Origin of the sequence: Streptomyces cadmiisoli, assembly GCF_003261055.1 — a bacterium.
Taxonomy (GTDB): Bacteria; Actinomycetota; Actinomycetes; order Streptomycetales; family Streptomycetaceae; genus Streptomyces; species Streptomyces cadmiisoli.
Genome location: NZ_CP030073.1, coordinates 7,125,947 through 7,151,582, shown reverse-complemented (window position 1 = coordinate 7,151,582; position 25,636 = coordinate 7,125,947). Strand labels below are relative to the sequence as shown.

The window sequence follows — 25,636 nt, the reverse complement described above, 5'->3', positions numbered from 1 at the left end:
GCCGAACGGCCCGTGCGGCACCCTTCGACCGGCACCGACCCGCGGGTACGATGCCCTCGGTGCGACCTGCGGACGGCTGCTCCGCGCACCGTTGCAACTCCGGTCCGCGGCACGACGGTTGGACCGAGTGGGTCGGCGGGCGACACCCGGCGGCGAACCAGCGGGGGCACGGTTTGTGGGGGGACGTGATGGACTTCGGCACGCAGGGCCCCGAGGCCCCGGCCGACCTCGCCTGGCTGCGAGGCGTGGATGCCTACACCATGGGCGCGTATCCGCAGGCGGAGGAGGAGTTCCGGACCGCGGTGCGGCTCGATCCCGGGATGGCCGACGGCTGGCTCGGACTGCACGCGCTGCGCGTGGACACGACGACCGCGCTGCTGCGGATGTTCCGCCACCGTGAGCGCTTCGGGGAGCAGCGCAGCCGCCACCGCCGGGCCCTCAACTCCTGGTACTGGCTGGGCTGGTGGGTGCAGCCGGTGCTGGAGAACCCGCGCGACCTGCTGCTCGCGCACGCCTCGCACTGGCTGGACGGCCGGCACGTCCCGGAGCTGGATCGCGCCCTGGCGGGCCTGCCGCCGGTCGACACCGATCCCCACGTCCGCTTCCTGCACGCCTGCCGCGCCTACCTCGTCAAGGACTGGGAGCAGCTGGTACGGCACACCGACTCGCTGATCAACGATCCCCTGCTCGGTATCGAGGCGGGTCTGTTCGGCGGCATGGCCCGGGTCCGGCTGGAGATGTACGGACAGGCGGAACCGCTGCTGTCGGCCGCCCTGATGCGCTGCCGCAGCGAGCAGCCGCAGCGCAAGGAACTGCGCTACTGGCTGGCCCGGGCCCACGAGGGCACCGGCCGCTCGGCCGCCGCGCTCCCGCTGTACCGCGCGGTGCACCGCGTCGACCCCGCGTTCATGGACACCTCGGCCCGGCTCGCGGCGATCGCCGAGGGGGACGGGTACGACGACGCCACCGGCCTCGCCGCGATCACGCTCACCGGGCCCGGGGACGGCATCGACGGGCCCGACGGACTCGACCCGCTCTACGGCACCGACGTGCGCGACCTGAGGCTCTCCGAGCCCGGCCCGCCGCCGACCGGTCCCGTGCCCTCCGTCGTCGACCCGACGGTGCGGGAGAAGACCACCGTGCCCTCGTCGTCGCTGCCCGCGGGCCCGACCGACCCGGCCTTACTCGAGGAGGCACTCGCCGAGCTCGAGCGCATGGTGGGCCTGGAGCCGGTGAAACGACAGGTCAAGGCGCTGTCCGCCCAGTTGAACATGGCCAGGTTGCGGGCCGGTCAAGGGCTGCCGGTGCAGCCGCCCAAGCGCCATTTCGTCTTCTCCGGGCCCTCCGGCACCGGCAAGACCACCGTCGCCCGCATCCTGGGCCGGGTCTTCTACGCCCTCGGCCTGCTCGGCGGTGACCATCTCGTGGAGGCGCAGCGGGCCGACCTGGTCGGCGAATACCTGGGCCAGACCGCGGTGAAGGCCAACGAACTGATCGACTCCGCCCTCGGCGGGGTCCTCTTCGTCGACGAGGCCTACTCGCTGTCCAACTCGGGGTACGGCAAGGGCGACGCCTACGGCGACGAGGCGCTCCAGGTGCTGCTCAAGCGCGCCGAGGACAACCGCGACCACCTCGTGGTGATCCTGGCAGGCTATCCGGAAGGGATGGACCGCCTCCTCGCGGCCAACCCGGGCCTGTCCTCCCGATTCACCACCCGCGTCGACTTCCCGTCGTACCGCCCCCTCGAACTCACCTCGATCGGTGAGGTGCTGGCCGCGGAGAACGGCGACGCGTGGGACGAGGAGTCCCTGGACGAACTGCGGTCGATCGCCGGCCACGTCGTCGACCAGGGGTGGATCGACGAGCTGGGCAACGGGCGGTTCCTGCGCACGCTCTACGAGAAGAGCTGCGCCTACCGGGATCTGCGGTTGTCCGCGTATCCGGGTGCGCTGTCCCGGGACGACCTCGCGACACTGCGCCTTCCGGACCTGATGCAGGCCTACGGCGAGGTCCTGTCCGGCCGGGGCCCGCAGGATCCGTCGCCCATGTGAGCGCCCCCGCCGTCCGCCGGGGCGGCGCGGCGGTGCCCCGACCGGTGCGGACGCGCGACGCCGCCCGCACCGGTCGAGGCCACCGCTCAGCCGGCCAGTACCTCCGTCGGCGTCCCGCTGGTCCGCGGCTCCGGCATCTCCCGGTGCGCCGGATCCCGCACCTCGCCGACCAGCAGCTCCAGTACGTCCTCCAGCGCCACCAGACCCAGCACCCGGCCCGACGCGTCCGTCACCTGCGCGAGGTGGGTGGCGGCACGGCGCATCACCGTCAGCGCGTCGTCCAGCGGAAGCTCGGGCCGCAGCGTCGGCATCGGCCGCCACAGATGCTGCGGCACCGCGCGTTCGGAGTCCTCCAGGTCGAGCACGTCCTTCACGTGCAGATAGCCCATGAAGGCGCCGTTGTCCGCGGCCACCGGGAAACGGGAGTAACCGGTGCGTGCGGTCAGCCCGACGATCCGGCCCGGGGTGACCGACGGGTTCACCGTCACCAGCGACTCATGCCGCAGGAGCACGTCGGTGACCGGTCGCGAGCCGAGCTCCAGGGCGTCCTCCAGGTGCTCGGCCTCCTCCGGGTCGAGCAGACCGGCCTGGCCGGCGTCCTCCACGAGACGGTTGAGCTGCTCGCTGGTGAAGACCGCCTCCACCTCGTCCCTGGGCTCCACACGGAACAGCCTGAGGACGGCGCGGGCGCAGGCGCCGAGGGCGACGGTGATCGGACGGCACAGACGCGCGAAGGCGACCAGACCCGGCCCGAGCCACAGCGCCGCCTTCTCCGGAGCCGCCATGGCCAGGTTCTTCGGCACCATCTCGCCGATGACGAGGTGGAAGAAGACCACCGTGGCGAGGGCGATCACGTACCCCAGCGGGTGGACGACCGCCTGCGGCAGACGGATCCACTCGAAGAACGGTTCCAGCAGGTGCGCCACCGTCGGTTCGGCGACCGCGCCGAGGGTCAGCGAGCAGACGGTGATGCCGAACTGCGCCGCGGCCATCATCTGGGGCAGCCGCTCCAGTCCGTACAGCACCTGCCGGGCCCGGGCGGTGCCGAGCGGTTCGATCTGGCTGCGGCGCACGGACACCAGTGCGAACTCGGCGCCGACGAAGAATCCGTTGGCCAGCACGAGCAGCGCGGCGAGCAGGAGTTGGAGCACGCTCATCGCACGGCCTCCATGACGGGCGCGGCGGCCTCCGCGGCCGGGACCGTGCGGACCAGCCGCACCCGCTCGGCCCGGTAGTGCCCGACCTGCCGCACGGCCAGCCGCCAGCCGGGCAGCTCGGCCCGGTCGCCGACCGCCGGGATCCGGCCCAGCAGGTCCGCGACGAGGCCCGCGACGGTCTCGTACGGGCCGTCGGGCGCGTCCAGCCCGATGCGCCGCAGGACGTCGACCCGGCAGCTGCCGTCGGCGTCCCAGGCGAGGCGGCCGTCCTCGGCCGGGGCGGGGGCGAGTTCGGGCTGATCGGCCAGCAGGTCGTCGTGCTCGTCCCGCACCTCGCCGACCAGTTCCTCGACGATGTCCTCCAGCGTGACCACCCCGGCCGTGCCGCCGTACTCGTCGACGACGACCGCTATCGGCTGCTCGCTGCGCAGCCGGACGAGCAGCGGCCGGACCGGCAGCGTCTCCGGGACGAGCAGCGGCGGCCGGGCGATCCGGCTCACGGGGGTGCGCAGCCGGGCGGCGGCGGACACGGCGAGGGCGTCCTTGAGGTGGACCATCCCGATCACCTCGTCGATCTTCTCCCGGTAGACCGGGAAGCGGGACAGACCGGTGGCGCGCGTCAGATTGACCACGTCCTCGGCGGTCGCCGAGGACTGCAACGCGCTCACCTTCACGCGCGGCGTCATGACGTGCTGCGCGGTCAGCTCCCCGAGGGACAGCGTCCGTACGAAGAGGTCCGCCGTGTCCTGCTCCAGGGCGCCGGCCCGGGCGGAGTGCCGGGCCAGGGAGACCAGCTCGCCGGGGGTGCGCGCGGAGGCCAGCTCCTCGGCCGGCTCCACGCCCAGTGCCCGGACCAGGCGGTTGGCGACCGCGTTCAGGGCGGCGATCACCGGCCTGAACAGCCGTGCGAAGGCGTGCTGCGGGCCGGCCACGAAACGCGCGACCTGGAGCGGACGGGACACGGCCCAGTTCTTGGGGACGAGTTCGCCGACCACCATCTGCACGGCCGAGGCCAGCAGCATGCCGACCACGACGGACACGCCGGGCACCGCACCCTCGGGTATCCCGACGGCCGTGAACGGTCCGTCCAGCAACCGGGCCAGCGCCGGTTCGGCGAGCATGCCGACGACGAGGGAGGTGATGGTGATGCCGAGCTGGGTGCCGGAGAGCTGGAAGGACAGCTCCTTGAGGGATTCGACGACCCGGTGCGCGCGCCGGTCGCCGTCGGCGGCCGCCTGCTCGGCGTCCGGGCGGTCGACCGTCACCAGGCCGAACTCCGCGGCCACGAAGAAACCGTTGGCGAGGATGAGCAGGAAGGCGGCTGCCAGGAGCAGCAGGGGGATGTTCATGATGCCGCCGCCCGTGCGCTGTGTCGGCAGGGGGCGGCGCAGGTACTACAGGACGATCCGTCCATCGCCGGAGGGAGTCACTCCTCGGGTAGCAGGAACCCCCGCGCACCGTCCGGCACAACAGGGGCGGAGGCGCATCGAGAACGCCTCCGCCAACAGATTAATCACGACTGCCGTGTCAACGGCAGGGTGAATGCCCCGATGTCAACCGTGATGTTCGTCAGGATTTCGCGCCGGAGCCGCGGGCGACGTGCCCGGCCCGCGCCTCCACGAGCGCGCGCAGCGCGCCCGCGTCCGCGATGGCCTGCTGTTTCCCGATACCCGGCTGGATACCGATCGCGGCCAGGCTGGTGCCGTCGCTGAGGTCCAGGAAGGCCCAGGGATCACCGACTCGGAGGTTCACCTGGATGATCTCCGCCCACTCCAGACGGCGGGTGCCGGCGAAGTTGACGACGGTGACGCCGGACTCGTCGGCCACGACCTTGGGCCGGGCGAGCACGAGCACCCCGCCCGACAGCAGTACGGCCGTCAGGACGAAGCTGAGCCGCTCGCCCGGGCCGAGCTTGTCCAGCAGCAGCGCCACCGCCGACACCGCCACGAAGATCGCGGCGGCCGCGGTGAGCAGCACGGCACGGGTGCGCACCGGGCGGAAGGTCACGGGCAGTTCGGGAAGAGAGGTCTGATCCGGCATGGCTGGGGCCCCTCAGAGACGGCAGGCGTGGATGGCGGTGGTCAGGATGGCCCGCGCGCCGATGGCGTACAGGTCGTCCATGATCCGCTGGGCGTCCTTGGCGGGCACCATGGCGCGCACGGCGACCCAGCCCTCGTTGTGCAGCGGCGAGATGGTCGGGGACTCCAGGCCCGGCGTGAGCGCGACGGCCTTCTCCAGCTGCTCGACCCGGCAGTCGTAGTCCATCATCACGTACGTCCGGGCCACCAGGACGCCCTGGAGCCGGCGCAGGAACTGCTGCACCTTGGGCTCCTCCGCGTCGGCGCCGACCCGGCGGATCACGATCGCCTCGGACTTCATGATCGGCTCGCCGATGACCTCCAGGCCCGCGTTGCGCAGCGAGGTACCGGTCTCGACGACGTCCGCGATGACCTCGGCGACACCGAGCTCGATGGCGGTCTCCACGGCACCGTCGAGGTGGACGACGGCGGCGTCGATACCGCTGTCCGAGAGGTGCCGGGCGACGATGCCCTCGTAGGAGGTGGCGACCGTCAGGCCCTTGAGACCGTCCACGCCGTCCGCGGTGCCGGGCTTGGTGGCGTAGCGGAAGGTGGAGCGGGCGAAGCCGAGCGGCAGGATCTCCTCGGCCTTGGCTCCGGAGTCGATCAGCAGGTCGCGTCCGGTGATGCCGACGTCGAGCCGGCCGGAGGCGACGTAGATCGCGATGTCGCGGGGGCGGAGGTAGAAGAACTCGACCTCGTTCTCCGGGTCGACGATCCGCAGTTCCTTGGACTCGCGGCGCTGCTGGTAGCCGGCCTCATGCAGCATGTCCGCCGCAGGGCCGGACAGGGAACCCTTGTTGGGGACGGCGATGCGCAGCATGAGGTCGGCTTCCTTTGCTCTGGGACGTGCGTGGGGGTGGTGGGGCTTCAGAGGTGGGCGTAGACGTCGTCGAGGGAGATCCCGCGGGCGACCATCATCACCTGGACGTGGTACAGCAGCTGCGAGATCTCCTCGGCGGCCGCCTCCTTGCCCTCGTACTCGGCGGCCATCCAGACCTCGGCGGCCTCCTCGACGACCTTCTTGCCGATCGCATGGACCCCCTTCTCGACCAGCTCCGCGGTACGGGAAGTGGCGGGGTCTGCGTGGGCGGCCTTCTGCTGGAGCTCGGTGAACAGCTCCTCGAACGTCTTCTTGGACATGGTGGCGCCCACTTTACGCGTTCGGCCGCCGGGCCTAACGCCACGGTTCGGATACTGAGCGGAGCGCGGCCGCCGTCACCACCGCCGCCGTCACCGCCTCGTGCCCCTTGTCCTCGTTGGAACCCTCCAGGCCGGCCCGGTCCAGGGCCTGCTCCTCGGTGTCGCAGGTCAGCAGGCCGAAACCGACGGGGACGCCGGTGTCGACCGAGACCTGGGTCAGGCCTTGGGTGACGCCCTGGCACACGTACTCGAAGTGCGGGGTGCCGCCGCGGATGACGACGCCGAGGGCGACGATCGCGTCGTAGCCGCGGCCCGCGAGGGCCTTGGCGACGACCGGCAGCTCCCAGCTGCCGGGGACCCGCAGCAGGGTCGGCTCGTCGATGCCCAGGTCGTGCAGGGCGCGCAGCGCGCCGTCCACCAGTCCGTCCATCACCTTCTCGTGCCACTGTGCCGCGATGACGGCGACCCGCAGGTCCCCGACGTTGCGTACGGACAGTTCCGGTGCGCCCTTGCCGCTCACGTTCTCTTGTCTCCTCGGTGTGTTCTCACTGGTTGCCGCAGGCGGACACGGTGGTCGTGTCCAGCCAGGGCAGGTCGTGCCCCATCCGGTCCCGCTTGGTGCGCAGGTAACGGAGGTTGTGTTCGCCCGCCTGCACGGGCATGGGCTCGCGGTCGGTGACCTGGAGTCCGTGCCGCAGGAGGGCGTCGGTCTTGTCGGGGTTGTTGGTCATCAGACGCACGCTGCGCACCCCGAGATCGGTCAGGATCTGCGCGCCGGCGGCGTAGTCCCGGGCGTCGGCGGGCAGGCCGAGTTCCAGGTTGGCGTCGAGGGTGTCGCGCCCGCGCTCCTGGAGCTCGTAGGCGCGGAGCTTGGACAGCAGGCCGATCCCGCGGCCCTCGTGTCCGCGCAGATAGACCACGACGCCCCGGCCCTCGGCGTGGACGCGCTCCAGAGCGGTCTCCAGCTGGGGGCCGCAGTCGCAGCGCAACGAGTGGAAGACGTCCCCGGTGAGGCATTCGGAGTGGACGCGGACGAGGACGTCCTCGCCGTCACCGAGGTCGCCGTGGACGAGCGCGATGTGCTCGACGCCGTCGAGGGTGGACCGGTAGCCGTACGCCGTGAACGTGCCGTGGGCGGTGGGCAGCTGCGTCCGGGCCTCGCGGCGGACGGTGGGCTCGCTGGTGCGGCGGTAGGCGATCAGGTCCGCGATGGAGATGATCGTCAGGCCGTGCTTGCGGGCGAACGGGATCAGCTCGGGCAGGCGCAGCATGCGGCCGTCCTCACCGGCGATCTCGACGATCGCGCCGGCCGGGCGCAGACCGGCGAGCCGGGCGAGGTCGACGGCGGCCTCGGTGTGGCCGTTGCGGACGAGCACGCCGCCGGGCCTGGCGCGCAGCGGGAAGATGTGGCCGGGGCGGACCAGGTCGCCGGGCTCGGCCGTGCCGCCGGCGAGCAGTTGCAGCGTGGTCGCGCGGTCGGACGCGGAGATGCCGGTGGTCACGCCGTGCGCCGGGGAGGCGTCCACGGAGACGGTGAAGGCGGTCTTCATCGACTCGGTGTTGTCCTCGACCATCTGCGGCAGACGCAGCCGGTCGAGTTCGTCGCCCTCCATCGGGGCGCAGATCAGGCCGCGGCACTCGCTCATCATGAAGGCGACGATCTCGGGGGTCGCCTTCTCGGCGGCGATGACGAGGTCGCCCTCGTTCTCCCGGTCCTCGTCGTCGACGACCACGACCGGGCGTCCGGCCGCGATGTCGGCGACGGCCTGCTCGACCGGGTCGAGGCTGAGGTCGTCGAGGTCCTCGGTGCCGTAGAGCGCCGGGGTCGCGGGAGTGGCGCGGTGGTGGTCCTCCCAGGAGCCCGGCTCCGGGACGGCCTCGTTGAGGGTGGTGGTGGCAGACGGGCGGGCGCTCATGCCGGCGCTCCTTCCAGGACGGGCCGCGCGTCCTTGCGGGAGCGCAGCCACCAGTCGCGCATGCCCCACAGGACGAGTGCGCCGTAGATGACGTAGACGAAGCCGGAGAAGGCGTAGCCGTTGGCGAAGTTGAGCGGCACGCCGACCAGGTCGACGAGCAGCCAGGCGAACCAGAACTCGACCATGCCGCGCGCCTGGGCGTACATGGCGACGATCGTGCCGACGAAGATGTAGGCGTCCGGCCAGGGGTCCCAGGACAGCGACGGGTAGGCCTTGAAGATCAGGGCCACCGCGACCGTGCCGGCGGCCGCGGCGGCGATCATCGCCGCACGCTCGCGCCAGGTGGCGAAGCGGACGGATATGCGGCCGTCCTCGGCCCGGCCGCTGCCGCGGTTCCACTGCCACCAGCCGTACAGCGCGACGGCCATGACGACGACCTGTTTGCCGGCGCTGCCGGCGAGGTGGCCGTAGAAGGCGGTGAAGAGGATGACGCCGGACAGGAACTGCACCGGCCAGGTCCACACGGAGCGCCACCACCCGAGGGCGAGCGCGATCAGCCCGAGGATGTTGCCGACCATGTCCGACCAGATGATGTGCTGGCCGAACAGGACGAAGGCCTCGGAGTCGAGCCGGCTCACCGCGCCGCTCCGGGTGAGCCGAGGAGCCGCTCGACGTACTTGGCGATGATGTCGACCTCGAGGTTGACCGGGTCGCCGGGCTGCTTCAGACCGAGGGTGGTCAGCGCGAGGGTGGTGGGGATGAGGCTGACGCTGAAGTGGTCGGGGCCGGCCTCGACGACGGTGAGGCTGATGCCGTCGACGGTGATGGAGCCCTTCTCGACGACGTAGCGCGCGAGGTGGTCGGGGAGGGAGATCTTCACGATCTCCCAGTGCTCGGACGGCGTGCGCGCCAGTACGGAGCCGGTGCCGTCGACGTGTCCCTGCACGATGTGCCCGCCGAGGCGGGCGCCGACGGCGGTGGGGCGTTCGAGGTTGACGCGGGAGCCGACGGTGAGGGCGCCGAGGCTGGAGCGGTCGAGGGTCTCGGCCATGACGTCGGCCGTGAACTCGTCGCCCTCGTGCTCGACGACCGTGAGACACACACCGTTGACGGCGATCGAGTCGCCGTGCTTCGCGTCCTCGGTGACTACGGGGCCGCGCAGCCGGAAACGTGAGGCGTCGCCGAGGTTCTCGACGGCCGTGACTTCGCCCAGCTCTTCGACGATTCCGGTGAACACTTCCCGGGTCCTCCTGCCTCTTCGGGCACGGACTCCGGGGCTGTCGATGACGACAGAATGAACGGACGGCGACACCGGGGGCGACGCCGGACGGCACCCGTCACCCTGGACGAGCACCTACGGCGGCGCGCACGAATGCCCGCCCGCCGCGCACTGCCTCCCATCCGGACTTTAACCGTCGGTCCAGGAATTTCACCTGGTCAACCGGCCGCTGGAGGCGACCGGGTCGCGGACTGTAACCGCCGGTTCGGACTTTCACCGACCCCGGAGTGCGCTGCTTCTGGTACACGGCCAGTCTGCCACGCCTGATCGACGTCCATGCGGGCGAGGGGTGTGGAGTGGCTCACAGGCCGTTCCGCTGGACTTCTCGGACACTCCGGAACGACCCCAACTCCCTTACCGACACGCCCGGTTGAAATTGGTCCATACCTATTGACGTGCTGGTCTAGTCCTCTTTATGGTCTGCGCAACTTCCGCGGAGAGGAACTGACGATGCTGTCCCCCTGCCCGGCGGCACGGAGTTCCGGTCCGGCCACGACGATTCGGCGCCGGGCGACGCCAAGGACCGGGCCGGTCCGAGGACTTCGGTGGTGACGGTGACGCCGACCGCGTCCGACGGCACCGGGCAGTGCACGGCTCCGGCCCGGACCGTGACGGCGGAGCACGGCGGGAGGAGGAGCAGGGTGGCCCGTCGCGGGCACTCGTGGAAGGCCGAGTGGTGGACGAGGGGCCGGGAGCCCGGCGCCACCGGCGAGTGGGGTCCGTCCGGAACGGGGCACCCGCAGACCCCGTGAGACCGGCCCGGCGGCGGTGACGACGGCCCTTGCCCGCCGCCGGGCCTCCCAGCCGTGCGCCGACGACACGCTCCAGGGCCTGTCGTCACCTTGCTGTCGTTGCCCGAAGGGCGGCCCCGCGGCGTCCGGTGCGTGCTCCGGGGGTCCCCCGGCCGGAGGCTGGGAGAGTGCCGGGCGGAAGTCCTCGAACTGGACGAACTCGGGCTTTCGCCCGCTGCGGCGAGCGGGGGCACCTCCCACGCCCTTCAGGCACTGGGGGAGCGTGCCGGGCGTCACGGGGCAGACGGGAATTCGACGACAGGCCCTAGCGCTCAGGGGGTGCGAACAGTTCGTCCTGGGCGTGGTCCCGCGCGGTCAGCAACGCCCCGCGCAGCACCGCGCCACCGCCCAGCACCCCCGCCCGCACCTCCGTCACCAGGGGCGACATCCGTCTCAGCCGCTCCCCCACGCGACCGGCGAGCACGGCACCGCCGGCCTGCCCGATCTCACCGCCGAGCACCACGCATCCGGGGTCGAGGACAGCGACGACAGAGGCGGCGCCGATGGCCAGGCGATCGGCGAGGACATCGAGGAACCGGTCGGCCCGGTCGCCGGGTGCGCCGGGCCGGTCCGGGCGCGCGCCACCGGGGCCGGCCTGCACCGTCTCGACCGCCGCGCGCACCAGGCCCGCCGCCATCGGTTCGGGTCCCCGGGCGGCGAGGGGCACCCCGTACTCCAGCGCCAGCCCGGCGATCGCCGCCGACCCGGCCAGTGAGTGGAAACCGCCTTCGCAGTCGGTGGCCGACGGCAGGCCCTCCGTGCCCGGTACCGGGAGGAAGCCGATCTCGCCGGTACCGCCGGAGGCGCCGCGGCGCAGCGCGCCGTCGAGGACGACGGCGGCGCCGGTGCCGTGGCCGAGCCACAGCAGCACGAAGGTTTCCCGGTCCCTCGCCGCCCCGTCCCGCTGCTCGGCCAGCGCGGCGAGGTTGGTCTCGTTCTCGACGATGACCCGGGCCTCGGGCAGCCGTTCCTGGAGGGCGGCGACGAGGCGGCGGTGCCACGCGGGCAGGCCGGAGGAGTCGCGGAGTTCGCCGGTGGCCGGGTCGATCAGGCCGGGCGCGCCGATGCCGACGGTGTGCAGCCGGTCGGCCCCCGCCTCCTTCGCCGTACGTTCGACGAGGGCGACCGCCTGCTCCACCGCGGGTCCGGTCCCGGTGTCGCCGCCGATCGGCACGGACGCCTCGGCGAGCGCCTTGCCGAGCAGGTCGGAGACGACCACGGAGACGCCCTCGGTGCGCACGTCCAGCGCGGCCAGATGGGCCCGGTCGGCGACGATCCCGTACAGCTTCGCGTTCGGCCCGCGCCGCTGCTCCCCGGCCTCCCCGACCACGGCGATCAGCCCGGAGGCGGTGAGGCGCTCCACCAGGTCGGCGATGGTCGGCCGGGACAGCCCGGTCAGCTGCTTCAACTGTCCGGCCGTCAACGAGCCCTCCTGCTGGAGCAGTCGCAGGGCGAGCCGGTCGTTGATGGCCCGGGCGGTGCTGGGGGATGCGGGCATGCCGGGATCCTTCCAGATCGGCGGGGCCGCGTCGGGGACGGGCCGCCGAGGGTCCCCTATCTATCAGGCAGGGTTCCTGATAGTTTACCGCCGACCATGGTGACGCAGCGACATGACAAGGGGCGGGAACAATGAGTGACGTGGTCCGCGAGCACCGCGAGGTGAAACACGCCCGGTACGCGGTGGCCGCCGTGTTCGCCGTGCACGGCGCCGTCACCGGTTCGTTCGCGACCCGTGTGCCGTGGATCCAGGACCACGCCTCGGTGAGCGCGGGCCAGTTGGGACTCGCGCTGGCCTTCCCGGCGCTCGGGGCGTCGCTCGCGATGCCACTCGCGGGCCGGATCAGCCACCGCTTCGGCGCCCGTACGGCGCTGCGCGGACTGATCGCCCTGTGGACGCTGTCGCTGACCCTGCCGTCCCTCGCTCCCGGTCTGCCGGCGCTCTGCACGGCCCTGTTCGTCTACGGCGCCACCGCGGGCATGGCGGACGTCGCGATGAACGCGCTCGGTGTGGAGGTGGAGAACCGCCTCAGCCGGTCGATCATGTCGGGCCTGCACGGCTGGTGGAGCGTGGGTGCCCTGGTCGGTTCGGCCGGCGGCACCCTGGCGGCGCACCTGGAGACGGACGCCCGGCTGCACCACGCCCTGGCGGCCGCCGTCCTGACCGTACTGGGCCTCGTGGCCTGCCACTGGGTGCTGGACCTCCAGCCGACCGAGGACGAGGAGCCGCCGCCCCGGTTCGCGCTGCCGCCGAAGTCGGCGGTGCTGATCGGCGCGATCGGGTTCTGCGCCGTGTTCGCCGAGGGGGCGAGCCTGGACTGGTCGGCCGTCTACCTGGAGGACGAGCTCGGCAGTTCGGCGGCTCTCGCCGCCGCCTGCACCACCGGATTCACACTCACGATGGCGCTGGCCCGGTTCGCCGGCGACCGGGTGGTGGACCGCTTCGGCGCGGTGCGCACGGTCCGCTGGAGCGGCGTGCTCGCCGCCCTGGGCGGGCTGCTGATCGTCGTCGCGGACCACCCGGCGGCGGCGATGACCGGCTTCGCGCTGATGGGCCTCGGCATCGCGGTGGTCGTACCGCTGTGCTTCGCGGCGGCGGGCCGCAGCGGACCGAACCCGAGCCAGGCCATCGCGGGCGTCGCGACCATCACCTACACCTCGGGCCTGATCGCGCCGAGCGCCATCGGCTCGCTGGCGCAGGCGACCAGCCTGGTCGTGTCGTTCGGCCTGGTGACGGCCCTGGCGTGCGGGCTCGCGGTCTTCGCGGGCGTCCTGCGCTCGAGCGGCCGGCAGCACCCGAAGGTCGGTCAGGCGAGCGCGGCGGTCCCCGACCCGCGGGCCTGACACGCTCCGCACGGCGCCGGGCGGAGCGTCCCGGCGCCGACCCGGACGAGCAGGGGCGTGCCGTGCCCGTACGTCGCCTCTCCCCCACCGGACGCTCGGGTGGCCGAAGCACCCCTGGCCTGCCATGACAATGGTCCGGACTGCACGTACGACGAAAGCGACACCCCATGGATCTCGGCGTCCGCTGGAAACTGCACGGCGACGGACGCACCCCGGCACCGGGCGCGGTGGTCCGGCCCGACGAGCGGCTGTCCTGGCCGCGCACGGCCGGACTCGGTGCACAGCATGTGGTCGCGATGTTCGGAGCCTCGTTCGTGGCGCCGGTCCTGATGGGCCTGGACCCCAACCTCGCCATCATGATGTCGGGCGTCGCCACGATCGTGTTCCTGCTCGCCACCCGCGGCCGGGTGCCGAGCTACCTCGGCTGCTCCCTGTCCTTCGTGGGCGTCGCCGCCGTGATCCGCGCGCAGGGCGGTACGAGCGCCACGGTGACCGGCGCGGTCTTCGTCGTCGGCGTCGCGCTGTTCCTCGTCGGTCTGGCGGTGCAGCGGTTCGGGGCGCGGATCATCCACGCGACGATGCCGCCGATCGTCACCGGCGCGGTCGTGATGCTGATCGGCTTCAACCTCGCTCCGGTCACCGCGTCCACGTACTGGCCGCAGGACCAGTGGACCGCCCTGCTTGTCATGCTGTTCACCGGTCTGGCCGTCGTCTGTCTGCGTGGTTTCTGGTCCCGCGTGGCGATCTTCCTCGGCCTCGTCTTCGGCTACGGCATCTCCTGGGTCCTCGACCGGGTCTTCGGCCGGATCCACTCCGTGGACGCGAGCGGCAAGGTGACCGACCACTGGCGCCTGGACCTGTCGGGGGTCGCCGACGCCGACTGGATCGGGTTGCCGACCTTCCACGGCCCGTCCTTCGAGTGGTCGGCGATCCTGGTCGCGCTGCCGGTGGTCATCGCGCTGGTCGCGGAGAACGCCGGCCACGTCAAGGCGGTCGGCGAGATGACCGGCGACCCGCTCGACGACAAGCTCGGCACGGCGATCTCGGCCGACGGCGTCGGCTCGATGCTGTCCACCGCGGTCGGCGGCCCGCCCAACACCACGTACTCCGAGAACATCGGAGTGATGGCGGCGACCCGGGTGTACTCGACGGCCGCCTACTGGGCCGCCGCCGGCTTCGCCCTGCTGTTCGGTGTGTGCCCGAAGTTCGGCGCGGTGGTCGCGGCGATCCCCGGCGGCGTGCTGGGCGGCATCACCGTGATCCTCTACGGCATGATCGGCCTGCTCGGCGCGCAGATCTGGATCAACGCCGAGGTGGACCTGCGCAATCCGCTCAACCTGGTACCGGCCGCGGCGGGCATCATCATCGGCGTCGGCAACGTCAGCCTGGAGTTCGGCGACAACTTCTCGCTCAGCGGCATCGCGCTCGGCACGCTCGTCGTCATCACCGGCTACCACGCGCTGCGGGCCTTCGCCCCCGCCCACCTCAAGACGCAGGCACCGCTGCTGGACGAGGGCACGTCCCGCTACGACGAGGGGGATCAGCGCGCCAAGTCGTAGGCGTAGTCCGGTGCGAAGGTGCCCGGCGCGCCCTTGCAGCCGTCCGACTCGCCCGGCAGCTTCACCCACAGATAGGCGTCGATCCGCGCCTGGCCGGTGGCCGGCGTCGGGGCCTGCCCGATTTTTCGTCCCGCCGGGTCGCACCACTCTCCGTCGGCCGGGGCGCCGTTGCCGTTGCGGCTGGTGTCGATCACCGCGCCCAGCCCTTCGGGGCCGCCCAGGGCGTCGAGCACCCGGCGGTCGTAGGCGATCTCGTCGGCGGTGCGGTGGAAGTTGGAGACGTTGCTGAAGATGCCGTCGGAGGAGTCGGGCGAGGCGGCACCGGCCTGTTTCAGCAGTTCCGCCTGCCTGGCGGCCGGGTTCCAGCCCGAGTGGCCGGCGTCGTAGTAGACCCGTGCCCTGGGGTTGGCGGCCTTCAGGACGCGGCCGGCCCGGGCCAGGGAGGCGAACCGGTCGGCGCGGTCCGCCGCTGACAGGCAGCCGGCCTGGGCGACCGAGTCGGGCTCCAGGACGACGATGACCTCCCCGGAGCCGAGGCCCGCCGCGAACCGGTCGATCCAGGCGTCGTAGGCGGCCAGGTCCGGCGCCCCGCCCTGGGAGTGGCCGCCGCAGTCGCGGTTCGGGACCGCGTACGCCACCAGGACCGGCACCCGGTCCTGCGCGGCGGCACCCGAGGTGACGGCGGCGACCCGCGAGGTGATGGTCGCGGGCGTGAAGTCGGCGAACCACACCGAGGCCGGCCGGCCCGCGATGCGGGACTCGATGACCGCCCGGCGCGGGTCGCCGGGATGGGCCCGGACCCAGTCGAGGACCTGGGACTGCGGGTGGCGGTAGAGGCGGGTGCCCGGGACGGCCGCCTGCCGCCGGGTCCCGGTGCCGGAGGCGGCCGTGGCGGTCACCTTCCTGGAGGCGGCGGCCGAGGCGGTGTCCGCCGGGGAGGGTGTCACCGAGGGCGACGGGGACCGGGACGGCACGACGGGCAGCGGTTCCGACCGTGTCGAGGCGCCGGCCCCGGACCCGCCCGCGCGGTCCGCGCCGGCGCCGTCGTCGAATGCGGTCAGCATGCCGCTCACGGTGCCGGCCGCGACCACGGCACAGGCCGCCGCGAGCATGGCGTTGCGCCGGGCGGCCCGTCTGCGCTCGGCCCGGCGGGCGGCCAGGCGCCTGGCACGTAAGCCTGACACGGTGCTCGGTCCCCCTCCCCGGTGCGGCGGCGCGTTCCCCCGTTCTGGGGAAGCGTCGGGCCCGCCGGCACCCGTGCAAGCCTAGGACTGGGACGCTGCCCCCATGACGCAGTTGGAGCAGTTCGCCACTCCCGTCGACGGCGTGGTCGCCCGGATGCGGGCGCTGGACGCGGCCCTGCCCGCGAGGGACGGGGTCGCGGTGTTCAACCGCGTCTACCTGGCCGTCACCGAGGCCGTCGACCGGCACATCGACAGCGGGCGGTTCGCGGACGCGCGGGCCGCGATCACGCTGGACGTACGGTTCGCGGAACGCTATCTCGCGGCGGTCGACGCGGCGGCGCAGGGGCGCCGCCCACCGGCCTGCTGGCGGCCGCTGCTCCAGTTCCGCCGCCATCCCGGCGTACGCCCGTTGCAGTTCGCGCTCGCGGGCATCAACGCGCACATCGGCCACGATCTCGCGCTCGCCGTGGTGGACGCCTGTCGTACGCTGGACTGCGAACCGGCCGAGCTGGAGGACGAGTTCGACCGCGTGGGCGACCTCCTCGTGACGCTGGAGGAGCGGGTCCGCGAAGATCTGATGCCGGGTCCCGACCTGCTCCAGATCGCCGACCCGCTGACCCATCTGCTCGGCTCCTGGAGTCTGGACCGCGCCCGCGACGCCACCTGGGCCGCGGCGCGTGCGCTGTGGGCGCTGCGCCGCCTCCCGGAGGTGGCCGAGGAGTTCACCGACCGCCTCGACGCGGCGGTCGGCTTCGCGGGCCGGATGATGCTCACCCCGCTGCCCGACTGACCTCCCGGACCACCTGCCCGACCGCGGCTCGCCCGGTCAGTCCTCCGGCAGCTCCACCGGCGCGATCTCGTCGTAGACGTCGCCGGGGCCGGGGTTGGACCGGTCGGTCTCCCCGCCGAAGTGGTGCATGACGCCCCAGACCGCGTTCAGCGCGGTCTGGACGGCGCCCTCGGCCCAGCCGGCCGTCCAGGAGATGTCGTCACCGGCGAGGAAGATGCCCCGCTTGTCCTCGGGCAGCCGGTCCTGCATGAAGTGGGTGAACAGGCGCCGCTGGTAGCGGTAGTGGCCGGGCAGGTTGGCCTTGAACGCGCCCATGAAGTAGGGCTCGTTCTCCCAGGAGACCGTCACCGGGCTGCCGATGATGTGCTTCCTGATGTCGGCCTTCGGATAGATCTCGCCGAGCGACTTCAGCATCACCTCCATCCGCTCGTTCGCGGACAGCGGCAGCCACTTCAGGCTGTCGTCGCACCAGGTGTACGACAGGCAGATCACGGCGGGCTTGTCCGGGCCGTCGTCGAGGAGGTAGGTCCCGCGGGTCATGCGGTCGGTGAGCGTCATCGACATCACGTCGCGACCGGTGGGGTTCCCGTTGTCGTCGACGGCCTCGTCCAGCCAGAACGGCCGGTCCACGGGCACGAAGAGCTTGCTGGACTCCATGTAGTGGGTCCGCTCGATCGCCGTCCAGTGGTCGATCGGGAACAGCGAGTCGTCGCAGGCGATCTTCGACAGCAGCATCCAGGACTGGGCGGTGAAGATCGCGGCCCGGTAGGTGCGGATGTCGCCGGCCGCGTCGGTGACCGTGATCCGGTTGCCCGCGGTGCGGTTCAGACGGGTCACGGCCGGGCGGGGCTCGCCACCCTCGTGCAGCGTGGCCAGCGACGTGCCGTACGGCCAGTGCACGATCTTCCCCGGCGCGCGCTCCCACAGGCGCTGCGGCAGCTGCTGGGAGCCGCCGACGATGCCGCGGTGGTGGTCGTCGGCCTCGGTGTAGACGACCCGCAGGATCTCCAGGATGGAGTTGGGGAAGTCGGTGTCCCAGCCGCCGGTGCCGAAGCCGACCTGGCCGAAGATCTCGCGGTGCCGGAAGGACTTGAAGGCCTCGGAGTCGCAGAGGAACCCGTAGAAGGTCTGGTTGTCGAGCTTCTCGACGAGCTTCGCCCAGATCTCACGGATGCGCGGGACGTCGCGCTCGCGCATCGCCCGGTTCATGTCGGAGAAGTCGGCGCCCTCCTCCAGGCACTTGTTCCAGGCGGCGGCGACGTCGCGGTAGACCTGCGGCAGGTCGTCGATCGTCTCGGCGTAGTGCGACTCCCCCTTCAGGTCGACGACGGTCGAGGGCGTGGCCTCGGCCAGGGGGTTCGGGAAGGGCCGGGTCTCCAGGCCCACCAGGTCGATGTAGTGCTGGAGGGCGGTGGAGGACGGCGGGAAGCGCATCGCGCCCATCTCGGCCGTCAGTGACGGGTCGCAGCCCTCGAAGCCGACGGTGCGCAGCCGTCCGCCGATCCGGTCCGCCTCGTAGACGACGGGCTTCAGGCCCATCTTCATCAGCTCGTACGCGGCCACGATGCCCGACAGGCCGCCGCCGATGACCGCGACCTCGGCGCCGTGCTCGGTGGCGGGTATCTGGCCGATGCCCGCCGCGTGGGCGAGGTAGTCGTCGTAGGCGTACGGGAAGTCCGGGCCGAACATGGTGATCGGCGGCTGCTGCTCGTCGGTGTGCTCGACGGCGTTGGGCACCGTGGACGTCATGGGGTACGGACTCCTTGCGCGATGGAACCGGGGGTGGGGCTCAGACGAGGGACCCGTAGAGGCCGGGGCGGCGGTCCTCCAGGTACGGGTTGGCCGCGCGGGACGCGGCCAGGAAGGCGGGGTCGACATCGGCGAGGACCAGTTCCTCACCGCGCCCGGCGCGGGCGCGGGCGACCCCGTCGGGGCCGGCCAGGGCGGACAGCCCGACGAACTCGAACTCGCCCTCCGGTCCGGTGCGGTTGACGTACGCGATGTACATCTGGCTCTCGAAGGCCCGCACCGGGACGAGGCTCTCCGCGACGAACTGGAACGGGTGCATCTGCGCGGTCGGCACCAGCAGCAGGTCGGTGCCGGCCAGGGCGTGCGCGCGCACGTTCTCCGGGAACTCCACGTCGTAGCAGATCATCAGGCCGACCCGCAGACCGTCCAGCTCGGCCTGGACGACCTGCTGGTCACCCGGTGCGAAGTGGTCGCGCTCGAAGCAGCCGAAGAGATGGGTCTTGCGGTAGTTGGCCAGGCGGGTGCCGTCGGCGGAGATGAGCTGGGCGGAGTTGTGCACCGCGTGCGGGCCGCGCTCCGGGTATCCGTAGGCGATCGCCACGCGGTGCCGGGTGGCGATGTCGGCCACCGCGTCGGCGGCGTCGCCGTCGGCGGGCTCCGCGAGCCGGGCGACGTCGTCACCGATCGCGTAGCCGGTCAGGAACATCTCCGGCGCGACGAGCAGCCCGGCACCGGCCGCGGCGGCGCGGCCCGCGGCCTCGTCGAGGACCTTCAGGTTCTCGACGGCGGAGCCGGGGCGGCCGGAGCTCTGGAGCAGGGCGGTGCGCATGCGTGATCCTCACCGGGCGGAATGGTTGTGGGGGCCACGTAGACGGTACGGGCGGGGGGTACCGCCGGACAAGAAGAAGCCGTTGCGCGCCGGTGGGCGGATCGTTGCGTCGGGGCGGGCCGGCGCGGCGATTCGTTGCACGCCGGTTCACGGCACGGCGCCGCCACGGGCCCGGCGGGCAAGCTGAGGGGAACGGGAGCGCGCGGGCTGAGCGGGACCGGGGCCCGGCCGAGCGAGGGCCCGGCCGAGCGGCGCCCGGGTCGGCTCGTGGTGCCGTCGCCCGCGTCGTCAGAGCTCGCGCAGGCGCGCAGCGATCTCCCGCAGGATCTCCGGGTCGGTGGCCGGGTCGTCCGTGGCGGCCCACCGGGGCGGGTCGACGCGCACCAGTCCGGCCTCGGCCAGATCGCCGAGCAGCACCCGTACGACGGTCAGCGGCAGGTCAGCGTCGGCGGCGAGCTCGACGACGGGCCGGGGGCCGCGGCGCACCAGGGCGAGCAGCGCGGCGCGGGAGTGATCGGATCCCGGCCGCCCGTCGTCCTGCGCCACCGCGGTGACCTGCGACAACAGGTCGATGGTGTGGCGGCCGGAGGGCCGGGTGCGGCCGCGCGTCACCATGTAGGGCCGCACCATGGGCCCGGTCTCGTCCTCGTACCAGTGCTCGTCGCTCACGGCCGGCTCAGGGGTCGTCGGTGCCGGCGGCCGACCGGACGGCGGCCTCGTCCGCTTCCTCGTCCGCCCCGTGGTCCGTCGCGCCATCCGTCTCGGCGTCGAGCGGCGCGAGCACCCCCTTCGGCAGCAGCACCGCCGCCGTCGTGCCGCCGTAGGGCGATCCGCTCAGCGTGACCTGGATGCCGTGCCGGGCGGCGAGCCTGCCCACGACGTACAGCCCGAGCCGCTCGTGCCGGGTGGGGTCGAAGTCGTCCGGGCGGGTCAGGGTGCGGCGGGCCAGGTCCAGCTGCTCGGCGGACAGGCCGAGACCGCGGTCGTCGACCTCCAGGACGAAGCCGCCGCGGGCCGCGCGTCCCGTGCGCATGGTGACCCGGGTGTGCGGCGGCGAGAACATGGTCGCGTTCTCGACCAACTCGGCGACCAGGTGCGCGACATCGGCGACGGCGTCCGCGGCGACCCCCAGCCGCTCCATCGGGGGCACCTCCACGCGCGCGTAGTCCTCGATCTCGCTCACCGCGGAGGAGACGACGTCGGCGACCGGGACGGGCCTGCGCCATCTGCGGCCGGGGGCCGCACCGGAGAGGATGATCAGCCCCTCCGCGTGCCGGCGCATCCGGGTGGTCAGGTGGTCGATCCGGAACAGCTCCTCCAGGACGTCCGGATCCTGGGTCCGCCGCTCCAGCGTGTCGACGAGCTTCAACTGCCGGTGCACGAGTGCCTGGTTGCGGCGCGCGATGTTCAGCAGTACGGCGTCCATTCCGCGCCGCAGCGCGGCCTGCCGGACGGCTGCCTCGACGGCCGCGCGCCGCGCGGCGTCGAAGGAGCGGCCGACCTGCCCGATCTCGTCGGTGACCGCCTCCGCGCCGGTCAGGGGCAGCGCCTCGACGGCGGCGTCCACCTCCTCCCCGGCGCTCAACCGCGCCATCACATCCGGCAGTTGGCGTGCCGTGAGCACGTCGGCGGCGTCCCGCAGCGCCTCCAGCCGGCGTGAGATGCGCCGGGCTCCGCGCAGCGCCTGCCACAGCGAGAGGCCCACCGCCACCAGGCCGAGCACTCCGACGGCGACCGCCCTGGCCAGCTCCCGGTGGGCGAACGCCCGGGCGCGCTCGGCGGCGTTCACCGCCGACTCGGTGCACAGCAGCATGTAGCGCTCGACCGCCCGGTCGGTGGTGGTGCGCCAGGAGCCCGCCGCCACGGCCTCGCCCGCGCCGTCCGCGCCGGCCCGCAGCAGCGCGTCCTCGCTCGCGGTCAGCTCCCGGTACAGGTCGCCGCGCCGGAACTCCTCGAACAGCGCCCGTGAGTCGGCCGGCAGATCGGGCACGTAGGTCCGCTCGAACACCCGCCGGTGCTCGACGGTCGCGGTGAGCGTGTCGTACTGCCGGTCGGTCAGGGTACCCGCGGCGCGCGCCCCGGCGACCAGCGCGTCCTCGCGTGAGACGAACTCCCGCACCCGGACCAGCTCGGTCACGACCTGCGCCTCCCGCGCCAACTGCCCGGCCTGGCGGGAGGTGAGCGAGGACTGGACGTCGAAGCCCGGCTCCACCAGCGCGCCGAACTCGTCGACCGCGCGGTCCCAGGTGATGTCCCGCGACAGCACGCGCCGGCGCAGGCTCTCCAGCGCCCCGGAGGATTCGGCCACCGCGTCCAGCACCTGCCGCTGCCGGCCGGAGAGCCGGTCGCGGTCACCGTCGCGGATCGCGTCGCGCATGGCGCCCACGGCGCGGTCGGTGCGGCGCTGCTGCTCCAGGAGGTCCACGGCGGTGTCCGTGCGGTGTCCGGCGCCCAGGTAGGCGGCCGACAGCCGCCGTTCGATCTGGATCTGCCCGACGGCGGTGTCCACGGGGGTGCCGAAGTCCTCGTAGACCCCCTGGACCCGTACCAGCGCGCGCAGTTCGCCGGTGACGGACCACATCGCGAAGCTCCACAGCGCCAGCAGGGCGATCACCGGCGCGACCGCGAGCGCCACGATCCGCGCTCGCACGGTGGTGGGACGGCCGATGGGCCAGCGCATGGTCTCCCCAGGGCGACAGGACGGTCGTATGGCTGGAGCAAACGGTTACCCACCGGTACTACCCACCGGTAGCAAGCCGCGGCACAACCTACGGGATGCCGCCCGAGGACCGCAATGGCCGTCTCGGCACGGCCCGCACCTCACCGCGGGCGCCGGCGCGCCACTCCGCCGAACGCCACGACCAGCGCGGTCACCAGATACGGCAGCGCGAACACCGCGAAGGCCGTCCCGTGCGCGCTCGCCGAGGCGACGGCGGAGTAGCCGCCGAACACGGCGATCGTGGCCGTCTCGGTGCCCAGGCCCGCGACCGAGGTCAGGGTCGCCCGCCCGGTGTCGTCGATACGTCGCTGGAGCCGCGCGTCGGCCAGCACCCCGGCGAGCTGGAACCCGCCGAAGGCGACCGCCACCAGCCCGAGACCGGCCGGGGTCCCGGCCGAGGCCCCGACGGCCAGCGCGAGTCCGGAGCCCGCGAGCAGGCCGGCGAATCCGGCCCGGCCGAGCCGTTCGCCCGGACCGGCGAGCAGACTTCCGACGGTCGCGCCCGCCCAGATCAGCAGGAGCACATAGGGGGCCACCGCGGCCGGCACACCGGTTTCCCGCACCAGCAGCGGTGTGTACTCGTCGAGGGCGCCCCATACGGAACCCACGGCGGCGACCAGCAGGAGCACGCCCCGCACGGACCGGTCGGCGCGCACGTCCGCGAGCCCGGCGCGCAGTGTGCCGGCCCAGCCCGCGCCGCCGCTCACCGCGGCCCGGTGTTCGGGGAACCGTGTCGCCGCCGCCGCGCAGAGCAGGCAGGCCAGCACGCTCGCCGCGCCCACGGCCGGATGGCCCCCGGCCGCGAACACCGGTCCGGCCAGCCCCATCGCGGCCATCACGGCGACCAGGCCCGCCGCGCGGGCGCGGCCCATCACCCGGGCGTAGCTCTCCGCCGCGCCCAGTCGGTCCAACTCCTCGTGGACCAGCGCCTCCAGGGCGCCGGAGCCGAGTGCGCCGCCCGCGCCCCACAGGACGAAGCCGAGCGCGAACGCGGCGTACGAGGGGGCGAGCACCCACAGGGCGAAGCCCGCGGCGGTCAGCAGCGGTCCGGTCCACAGCAGCAGCCGGCGCGACACGGCGTCCGCCAGCGCGCCGGAGGGGACCTCCAGGAGCACCCCGGTGAGCGACCACAGCGCGAACAGGGAGGAGATCTGCCAGACCGACAGCCCGGCGTCGCTGAACAGCAGCGCGTACACCGGGTAGAGCAGGACGAAGTCGTCCAGGAACGCGTAGGCGTAGAGCGGCCGCGTCACCCGGCGGGTGTCGGGCGCGGCCTCGACGGGGAATCAATGTCGCCAGGTCATACCGGCGATGCTACGCGGGGCCCCTGCCCCGGCCCACCCGTTTTACGTCGGAGACCCGGACGAGAACCGGCGCAGCAGGGGCGAGAGCACCAGCACGGACTTGGTCCGCTCCACGAACGGCTCCCCCGCGATCCGCTCCAGGACCCGCTCGAAGTGCCGCATGTCGGAGGCGAAGACCTGGGCGATCGCGTCCGCGTCGCCGGTGACGGTGGACGCCGCCACCACCTCCTGATAGCGCTCCAGACCTCGTTGGATGGTCTCCGGTGAGGTGTTGGGCCGGCAGTGGATCTCGACGAAGCCCTCGGTCTCCCAGCCGAGCGCCGACGGGTCGACCCGTACGGTGAAGCCCGTGATGGCGCCGGTGGCCCGCAGCCGGTCCACCCGCCGTTTGACGGCGGGCGCGGACAGGCCGACGAGTTGTCCGATGTCCGCGTAGGAGCGGCGGGCGTCCTCGGCGAGGGCGTGCACGATGCGTTCGTCGAGATCGTTCAGCACTGCGGGTGGTTCACTTCGCTTCAGATGTGGCGAGACGGGACCGGCGGTGGCCGTAAGGGAAGTAGAACACGAGACCGGCGGCCGTCCGGAACCCGACGACGACCCAGGTCACGGTGTCGGGGCGCAACATGTCGCGGGTGCCGGGCACACGCACGGCCCCCGCCGTCCCGGTCGACGGGAGGGCGGGGGCCGCGCGCGGCTGCCGTCGGGTCAGCTCCAGCTGGCGTGCAGCGGCTTGCCCTCGGCGTAGCCGGCGGCGCTCTGGATGCCGACGACGGCCTTCTCGGCGAACTCCTCGAGGGACGCGGCACCGGCGTAGGTGCAGGAGGAGCGGACGCCCGCGATGATCGAGTCGATCAGGTCCTCGACGCCGGGGCGGGCCGGGTCCAGGAACATGCGGGACGTCGAGATGCCCTCCTCGAACAGGGCCTTGCGGGCGCGGTCGTACGCCGACTCCTCCGAGGTGCGGTTGGCCACCGCGCGGGCGGAGGCCATGCCGAACGACTCCTTGTAGAAGCGGCCGCCCGCGTCCTGCTGGAGGTCGCCGGGCGACTCGTAGGTGCCGGCGAACCAGGACCCGACCATCACGTTGGACGCGCCCGCGGCCAGCGCCATCGCCACGTCGCGCGGGTGGCGGACACCGCCGTCGGCCCAGACGTGCTTGCCGTACTTCCTCGCCTCGGCCGCGCACTCCAGCACGGCGGAGAACTGCGGCCGGCCGACCCCGGTCATCATGCGGGTGGTGCACATCGCGCCCGGGCCCACACCGACCTTGATGATGTCGGCGCCGGCCTCGATCAGATCGCGCACACCCTCCGCGGAGACGATGTTGCCCGCGACGATCGGCACCCGGGGGTCGAGGTCGCGCACCAGCTTGATGGCGCTGATCATCGACTCCTGGTGGCCGTGCGCGGTGTCGATCACGAGCGTGTCGACGCCCGCGGCGAGCAGTTCCTCGGCCTTGCCCGCGACGTCGCCGTTGATGCCCACGGCGGCGGCGACCCGCAGCCGTCCGCCGGCGTCCGTGGCCGGCGTGTAGAGCGTGGCGCGCAGGGCGCCCGTGCGGGTCAGGATGCCGGCCAGCCGGCCCTCCGGGTCGACGGCCGGGGCGTAGCGCCGGTTGTGGTGGTCGAGCGTGTTGAAGGCCTCGCGCGGGTCGATGTCGGCGTCCAGCAGCAGCAGGTCCTTGGACATGACCATTTCGAGCTGGGTGAAGCGGTCGACGCCGCTGAGGTCCTGGTCGGTGACGACGCCGATGGGGCGCTGCTCGTCGTCGACGACCACGCCGGCGTTGTGCGCGCGCTTCGGGAGCAGGGACAGCGCGTCGGCGACGGTCTGGTGCGGGGCCAGGACGATGGGGGTGTCCAGGACCAGGTGACGGCCCTTGACCCAGGTGACGACCTCGGTGACGACCTCGTTCGGGATGTCCTGCGGGATGACCACGAGACCACCCCGGCGGGCCACGGTCTCGGCCATGCGCCGGCCGGCGATGGCGGTCATGTTGGCGACGACCAGGGGAATCGTGGTGCCCGTACCGTCCGGGGAGCTGAGGTCCACACCCTGACGGGAGCCGACGGCGCTCCGGCTCGGCACCATGAAGACGTCGTCGTACGTCAGGTCGTACGAGGGCTGGATGTCGTTGAGGAAACGCACGTGCTGCACATCCCGGTCGATCAGAGGTGGCCCCCGGACAGGTCAGCCCGGGGGAAGAGCACGTACTTCATTCTCCCATGACGACCGGAATGCGATGC

Annotated in this window: 22 protein-coding genes and 1 riboswitch; of the genes, 4 read left to right on the top strand and 18 right to left on the bottom strand. The window is 72.7% G+C overall.

All coding sequences use genetic code 11. The features are described from left to right. The first annotated feature begins 188 nt into the window (after positions 1–188). Positions 189–2,051 (top strand): AAA family ATPase, encoded by a 1,863-nt coding sequence (locus DN051_RS31485; RefSeq protein ID WP_053759884.1) that lies wholly within the window; start codon positions 189–191, stop codon positions 2,049–2,051. Between the two features lie 86 nt (positions 2,052–2,137). On the opposite strand, the gene DN051_RS31480 is transcribed toward DN051_RS31485, so the two are convergent. The 10 genes from DN051_RS31480 to DN051_RS31430 all read right to left on the bottom strand — a co-directional run bounded on the left by DN051_RS31480 (position 2,138) and on the right by DN051_RS31430 (position 11,913). Continuing rightward, positions 2,138–3,208: a hemolysin family protein gene (locus DN051_RS31480; RefSeq protein ID WP_053759883.1), complete on the bottom strand. Its 1,071-nt coding sequence runs from the start codon at positions 3,206–3,208 to the stop codon at positions 2,138–2,140. Continuing rightward, a complete protein-coding gene (locus DN051_RS31475; RefSeq protein WP_053759882.1) occupies positions 3,205–4,557 on the bottom strand; it encodes a hemolysin family protein in 1,353 nt (450 codons plus the stop codon). The genes DN051_RS31480 and DN051_RS31475 overlap by 4 nt, the downstream gene beginning before the upstream one ends. Before the next feature lie 220 nt (positions 4,558–4,777). Next, positions 4,778–5,248: a PH domain-containing protein gene (locus tag DN051_RS31470; protein ID WP_053759881.1), complete on the bottom strand. Its 471-nt coding sequence runs from the start codon at positions 5,246–5,248 to the stop codon at positions 4,778–4,780. Between the two features lie 12 nt (positions 5,249–5,260). Then, a complete protein-coding gene (gene hisG, locus DN051_RS31465) occupies positions 5,261–6,109 on the bottom strand; it encodes an ATP phosphoribosyltransferase (protein WP_053759880.1) in 849 nt (282 codons plus the stop codon). Positions 6,110–6,156: 47 nt separating this feature from the next. Next, positions 6,157–6,429, bottom strand: coding sequence for a phosphoribosyl-ATP diphosphatase (locus DN051_RS31460; RefSeq protein WP_053759952.1), 273 nt, complete (start codon positions 6,427–6,429; stop codon positions 6,157–6,159). Between the two features lie 34 nt (positions 6,430–6,463). Beyond that, on the bottom strand, positions 6,464–6,949 hold the full coding sequence (gene ribH, locus DN051_RS31455) for a 6,7-dimethyl-8-ribityllumazine synthase (protein WP_053759879.1): 486 nt from the start codon (positions 6,947–6,949) through the stop codon (positions 6,464–6,466). Between the two features lie 25 nt (positions 6,950–6,974). Then, positions 6,975–8,345, bottom strand: a complete 1,371-nt coding sequence (locus tag DN051_RS31450) for a bifunctional 3,4-dihydroxy-2-butanone-4-phosphate synthase/GTP cyclohydrolase II (RefSeq protein ID WP_053759878.1) — start codon at positions 8,343–8,345, stop codon at positions 6,975–6,977. Then, positions 8,342–8,983, bottom strand: coding sequence for a nicotinamide mononucleotide transporter family protein (locus tag DN051_RS31445; protein WP_053759877.1), 642 nt, complete (start codon positions 8,981–8,983; stop codon positions 8,342–8,344). The genes DN051_RS31450 and DN051_RS31445 overlap by 4 nt, the downstream gene beginning before the upstream one ends. After that, complete coding sequence (locus DN051_RS31440) at positions 8,980–9,582, bottom strand: riboflavin synthase (protein ID WP_053759876.1); 603 nt, start codon at positions 9,580–9,582, stop codon at positions 8,980–8,982. The genes DN051_RS31445 and DN051_RS31440 overlap by 4 nt, the downstream gene beginning before the upstream one ends. Before the next feature lie 146 nt (positions 9,583–9,728). Beyond that, a riboswitch (FMN riboswitch) is annotated at positions 9,729–9,859 on the bottom strand. 821 nt (positions 9,860–10,680) lie between these two features. Then, positions 10,681–11,913, bottom strand: a complete 1,233-nt coding sequence (locus DN051_RS31430) for an ROK family transcriptional regulator (protein WP_053759874.1) — start codon at positions 11,911–11,913, stop codon at positions 10,681–10,683. A gap of 131 nt (positions 11,914–12,044) precedes the next feature. Here DN051_RS31430 and DN051_RS31425 point away from each other — a divergent pair, with 131 nt between their 5' ends. Together DN051_RS31425 and DN051_RS31420 are read left to right on the top strand one after the other, a co-directional pair. Continuing rightward, on the top strand, positions 12,045–13,256 hold the full coding sequence (locus DN051_RS31425) for an MFS transporter (RefSeq protein WP_053759873.1): 1,212 nt from the start codon (positions 12,045–12,047) through the stop codon (positions 13,254–13,256). A gap of 167 nt (positions 13,257–13,423) precedes the next feature. Next, positions 13,424–14,815 (top strand): uracil-xanthine permease family protein, encoded by a 1,392-nt coding sequence (locus tag DN051_RS31420; protein ID WP_112440074.1) that lies wholly within the window; start codon positions 13,424–13,426, stop codon positions 14,813–14,815. Here the strand turns inward: DN051_RS31420 and DN051_RS31415 are convergent. Further along, positions 14,797–15,999, bottom strand: coding sequence for a glycoside hydrolase family 6 protein (locus DN051_RS31415; protein WP_420709189.1), 1,203 nt, complete (start codon positions 15,997–15,999; stop codon positions 14,797–14,799). The two genes, DN051_RS31420 and DN051_RS31415, sit on opposite strands and share 19 nt — an antisense overlap. A 103-nt stretch (positions 16,000–16,102) precedes the next feature. Here DN051_RS31415 and DN051_RS31410 point away from each other — a divergent pair, with 103 nt between their 5' ends. Then, complete coding sequence (locus tag DN051_RS31410) at positions 16,103–16,789, top strand: DUF5995 family protein (RefSeq protein ID WP_053759870.1); 687 nt, start codon at positions 16,103–16,105, stop codon at positions 16,787–16,789. Positions 16,790–16,825: 36 nt separating this feature from the next. Here DN051_RS31410 and DN051_RS31405 read toward each other — a convergent pair whose 3' ends face one another. The 7 genes from DN051_RS31405 to DN051_RS31375 all read right to left on the bottom strand — a co-directional run bounded on the left by DN051_RS31405 (position 16,826) and on the right by DN051_RS31375 (position 25,538). Further along, positions 16,826–18,538, bottom strand: a complete 1,713-nt coding sequence (locus DN051_RS31405; RefSeq protein WP_053759869.1) for a flavin monoamine oxidase family protein — start codon at positions 18,536–18,538, stop codon at positions 16,826–16,828. Between the two features lie 40 nt (positions 18,539–18,578). After that, a complete protein-coding gene (locus DN051_RS31400; RefSeq protein ID WP_053759868.1) occupies positions 18,579–19,367 on the bottom strand; it encodes a carbon-nitrogen hydrolase family protein in 789 nt (262 codons plus the stop codon). A 288-nt stretch (positions 19,368–19,655) separates the two neighbouring features. Further along, positions 19,656–20,036, bottom strand: a complete 381-nt coding sequence (locus tag DN051_RS31395; protein WP_246040675.1) for a DUF742 domain-containing protein — start codon at positions 20,034–20,036, stop codon at positions 19,656–19,658. A 7-nt stretch (positions 20,037–20,043) separates the two neighbouring features. Then, the gene (locus DN051_RS31390; protein WP_112440069.1) at positions 20,044–22,047 is read right to left on the bottom strand and encodes a sensor histidine kinase; all 2,004 of its coding nucleotides are present in this window, start codon (positions 22,045–22,047) and stop codon (positions 20,044–20,046) included. Between the two features lie 140 nt (positions 22,048–22,187). Next, positions 22,188–23,339, bottom strand: coding sequence for an MFS transporter (locus DN051_RS31385; protein ID WP_053759867.1), 1,152 nt, complete (start codon positions 23,337–23,339; stop codon positions 22,188–22,190). 93 nt (positions 23,340–23,432) lie between these two features. After that, on the bottom strand, positions 23,433–23,885 hold the full coding sequence (locus DN051_RS31380) for an Lrp/AsnC family transcriptional regulator (RefSeq protein WP_053759866.1): 453 nt from the start codon (positions 23,883–23,885) through the stop codon (positions 23,433–23,435). Between the two features lie 210 nt (positions 23,886–24,095). Next, positions 24,096–25,538, bottom strand: a complete 1,443-nt coding sequence (locus DN051_RS31375) for a GuaB1 family IMP dehydrogenase-related protein (RefSeq protein ID WP_053759950.1) — start codon at positions 25,536–25,538, stop codon at positions 24,096–24,098. Positions 25,539–25,636 lie beyond the last annotated feature (98 nt).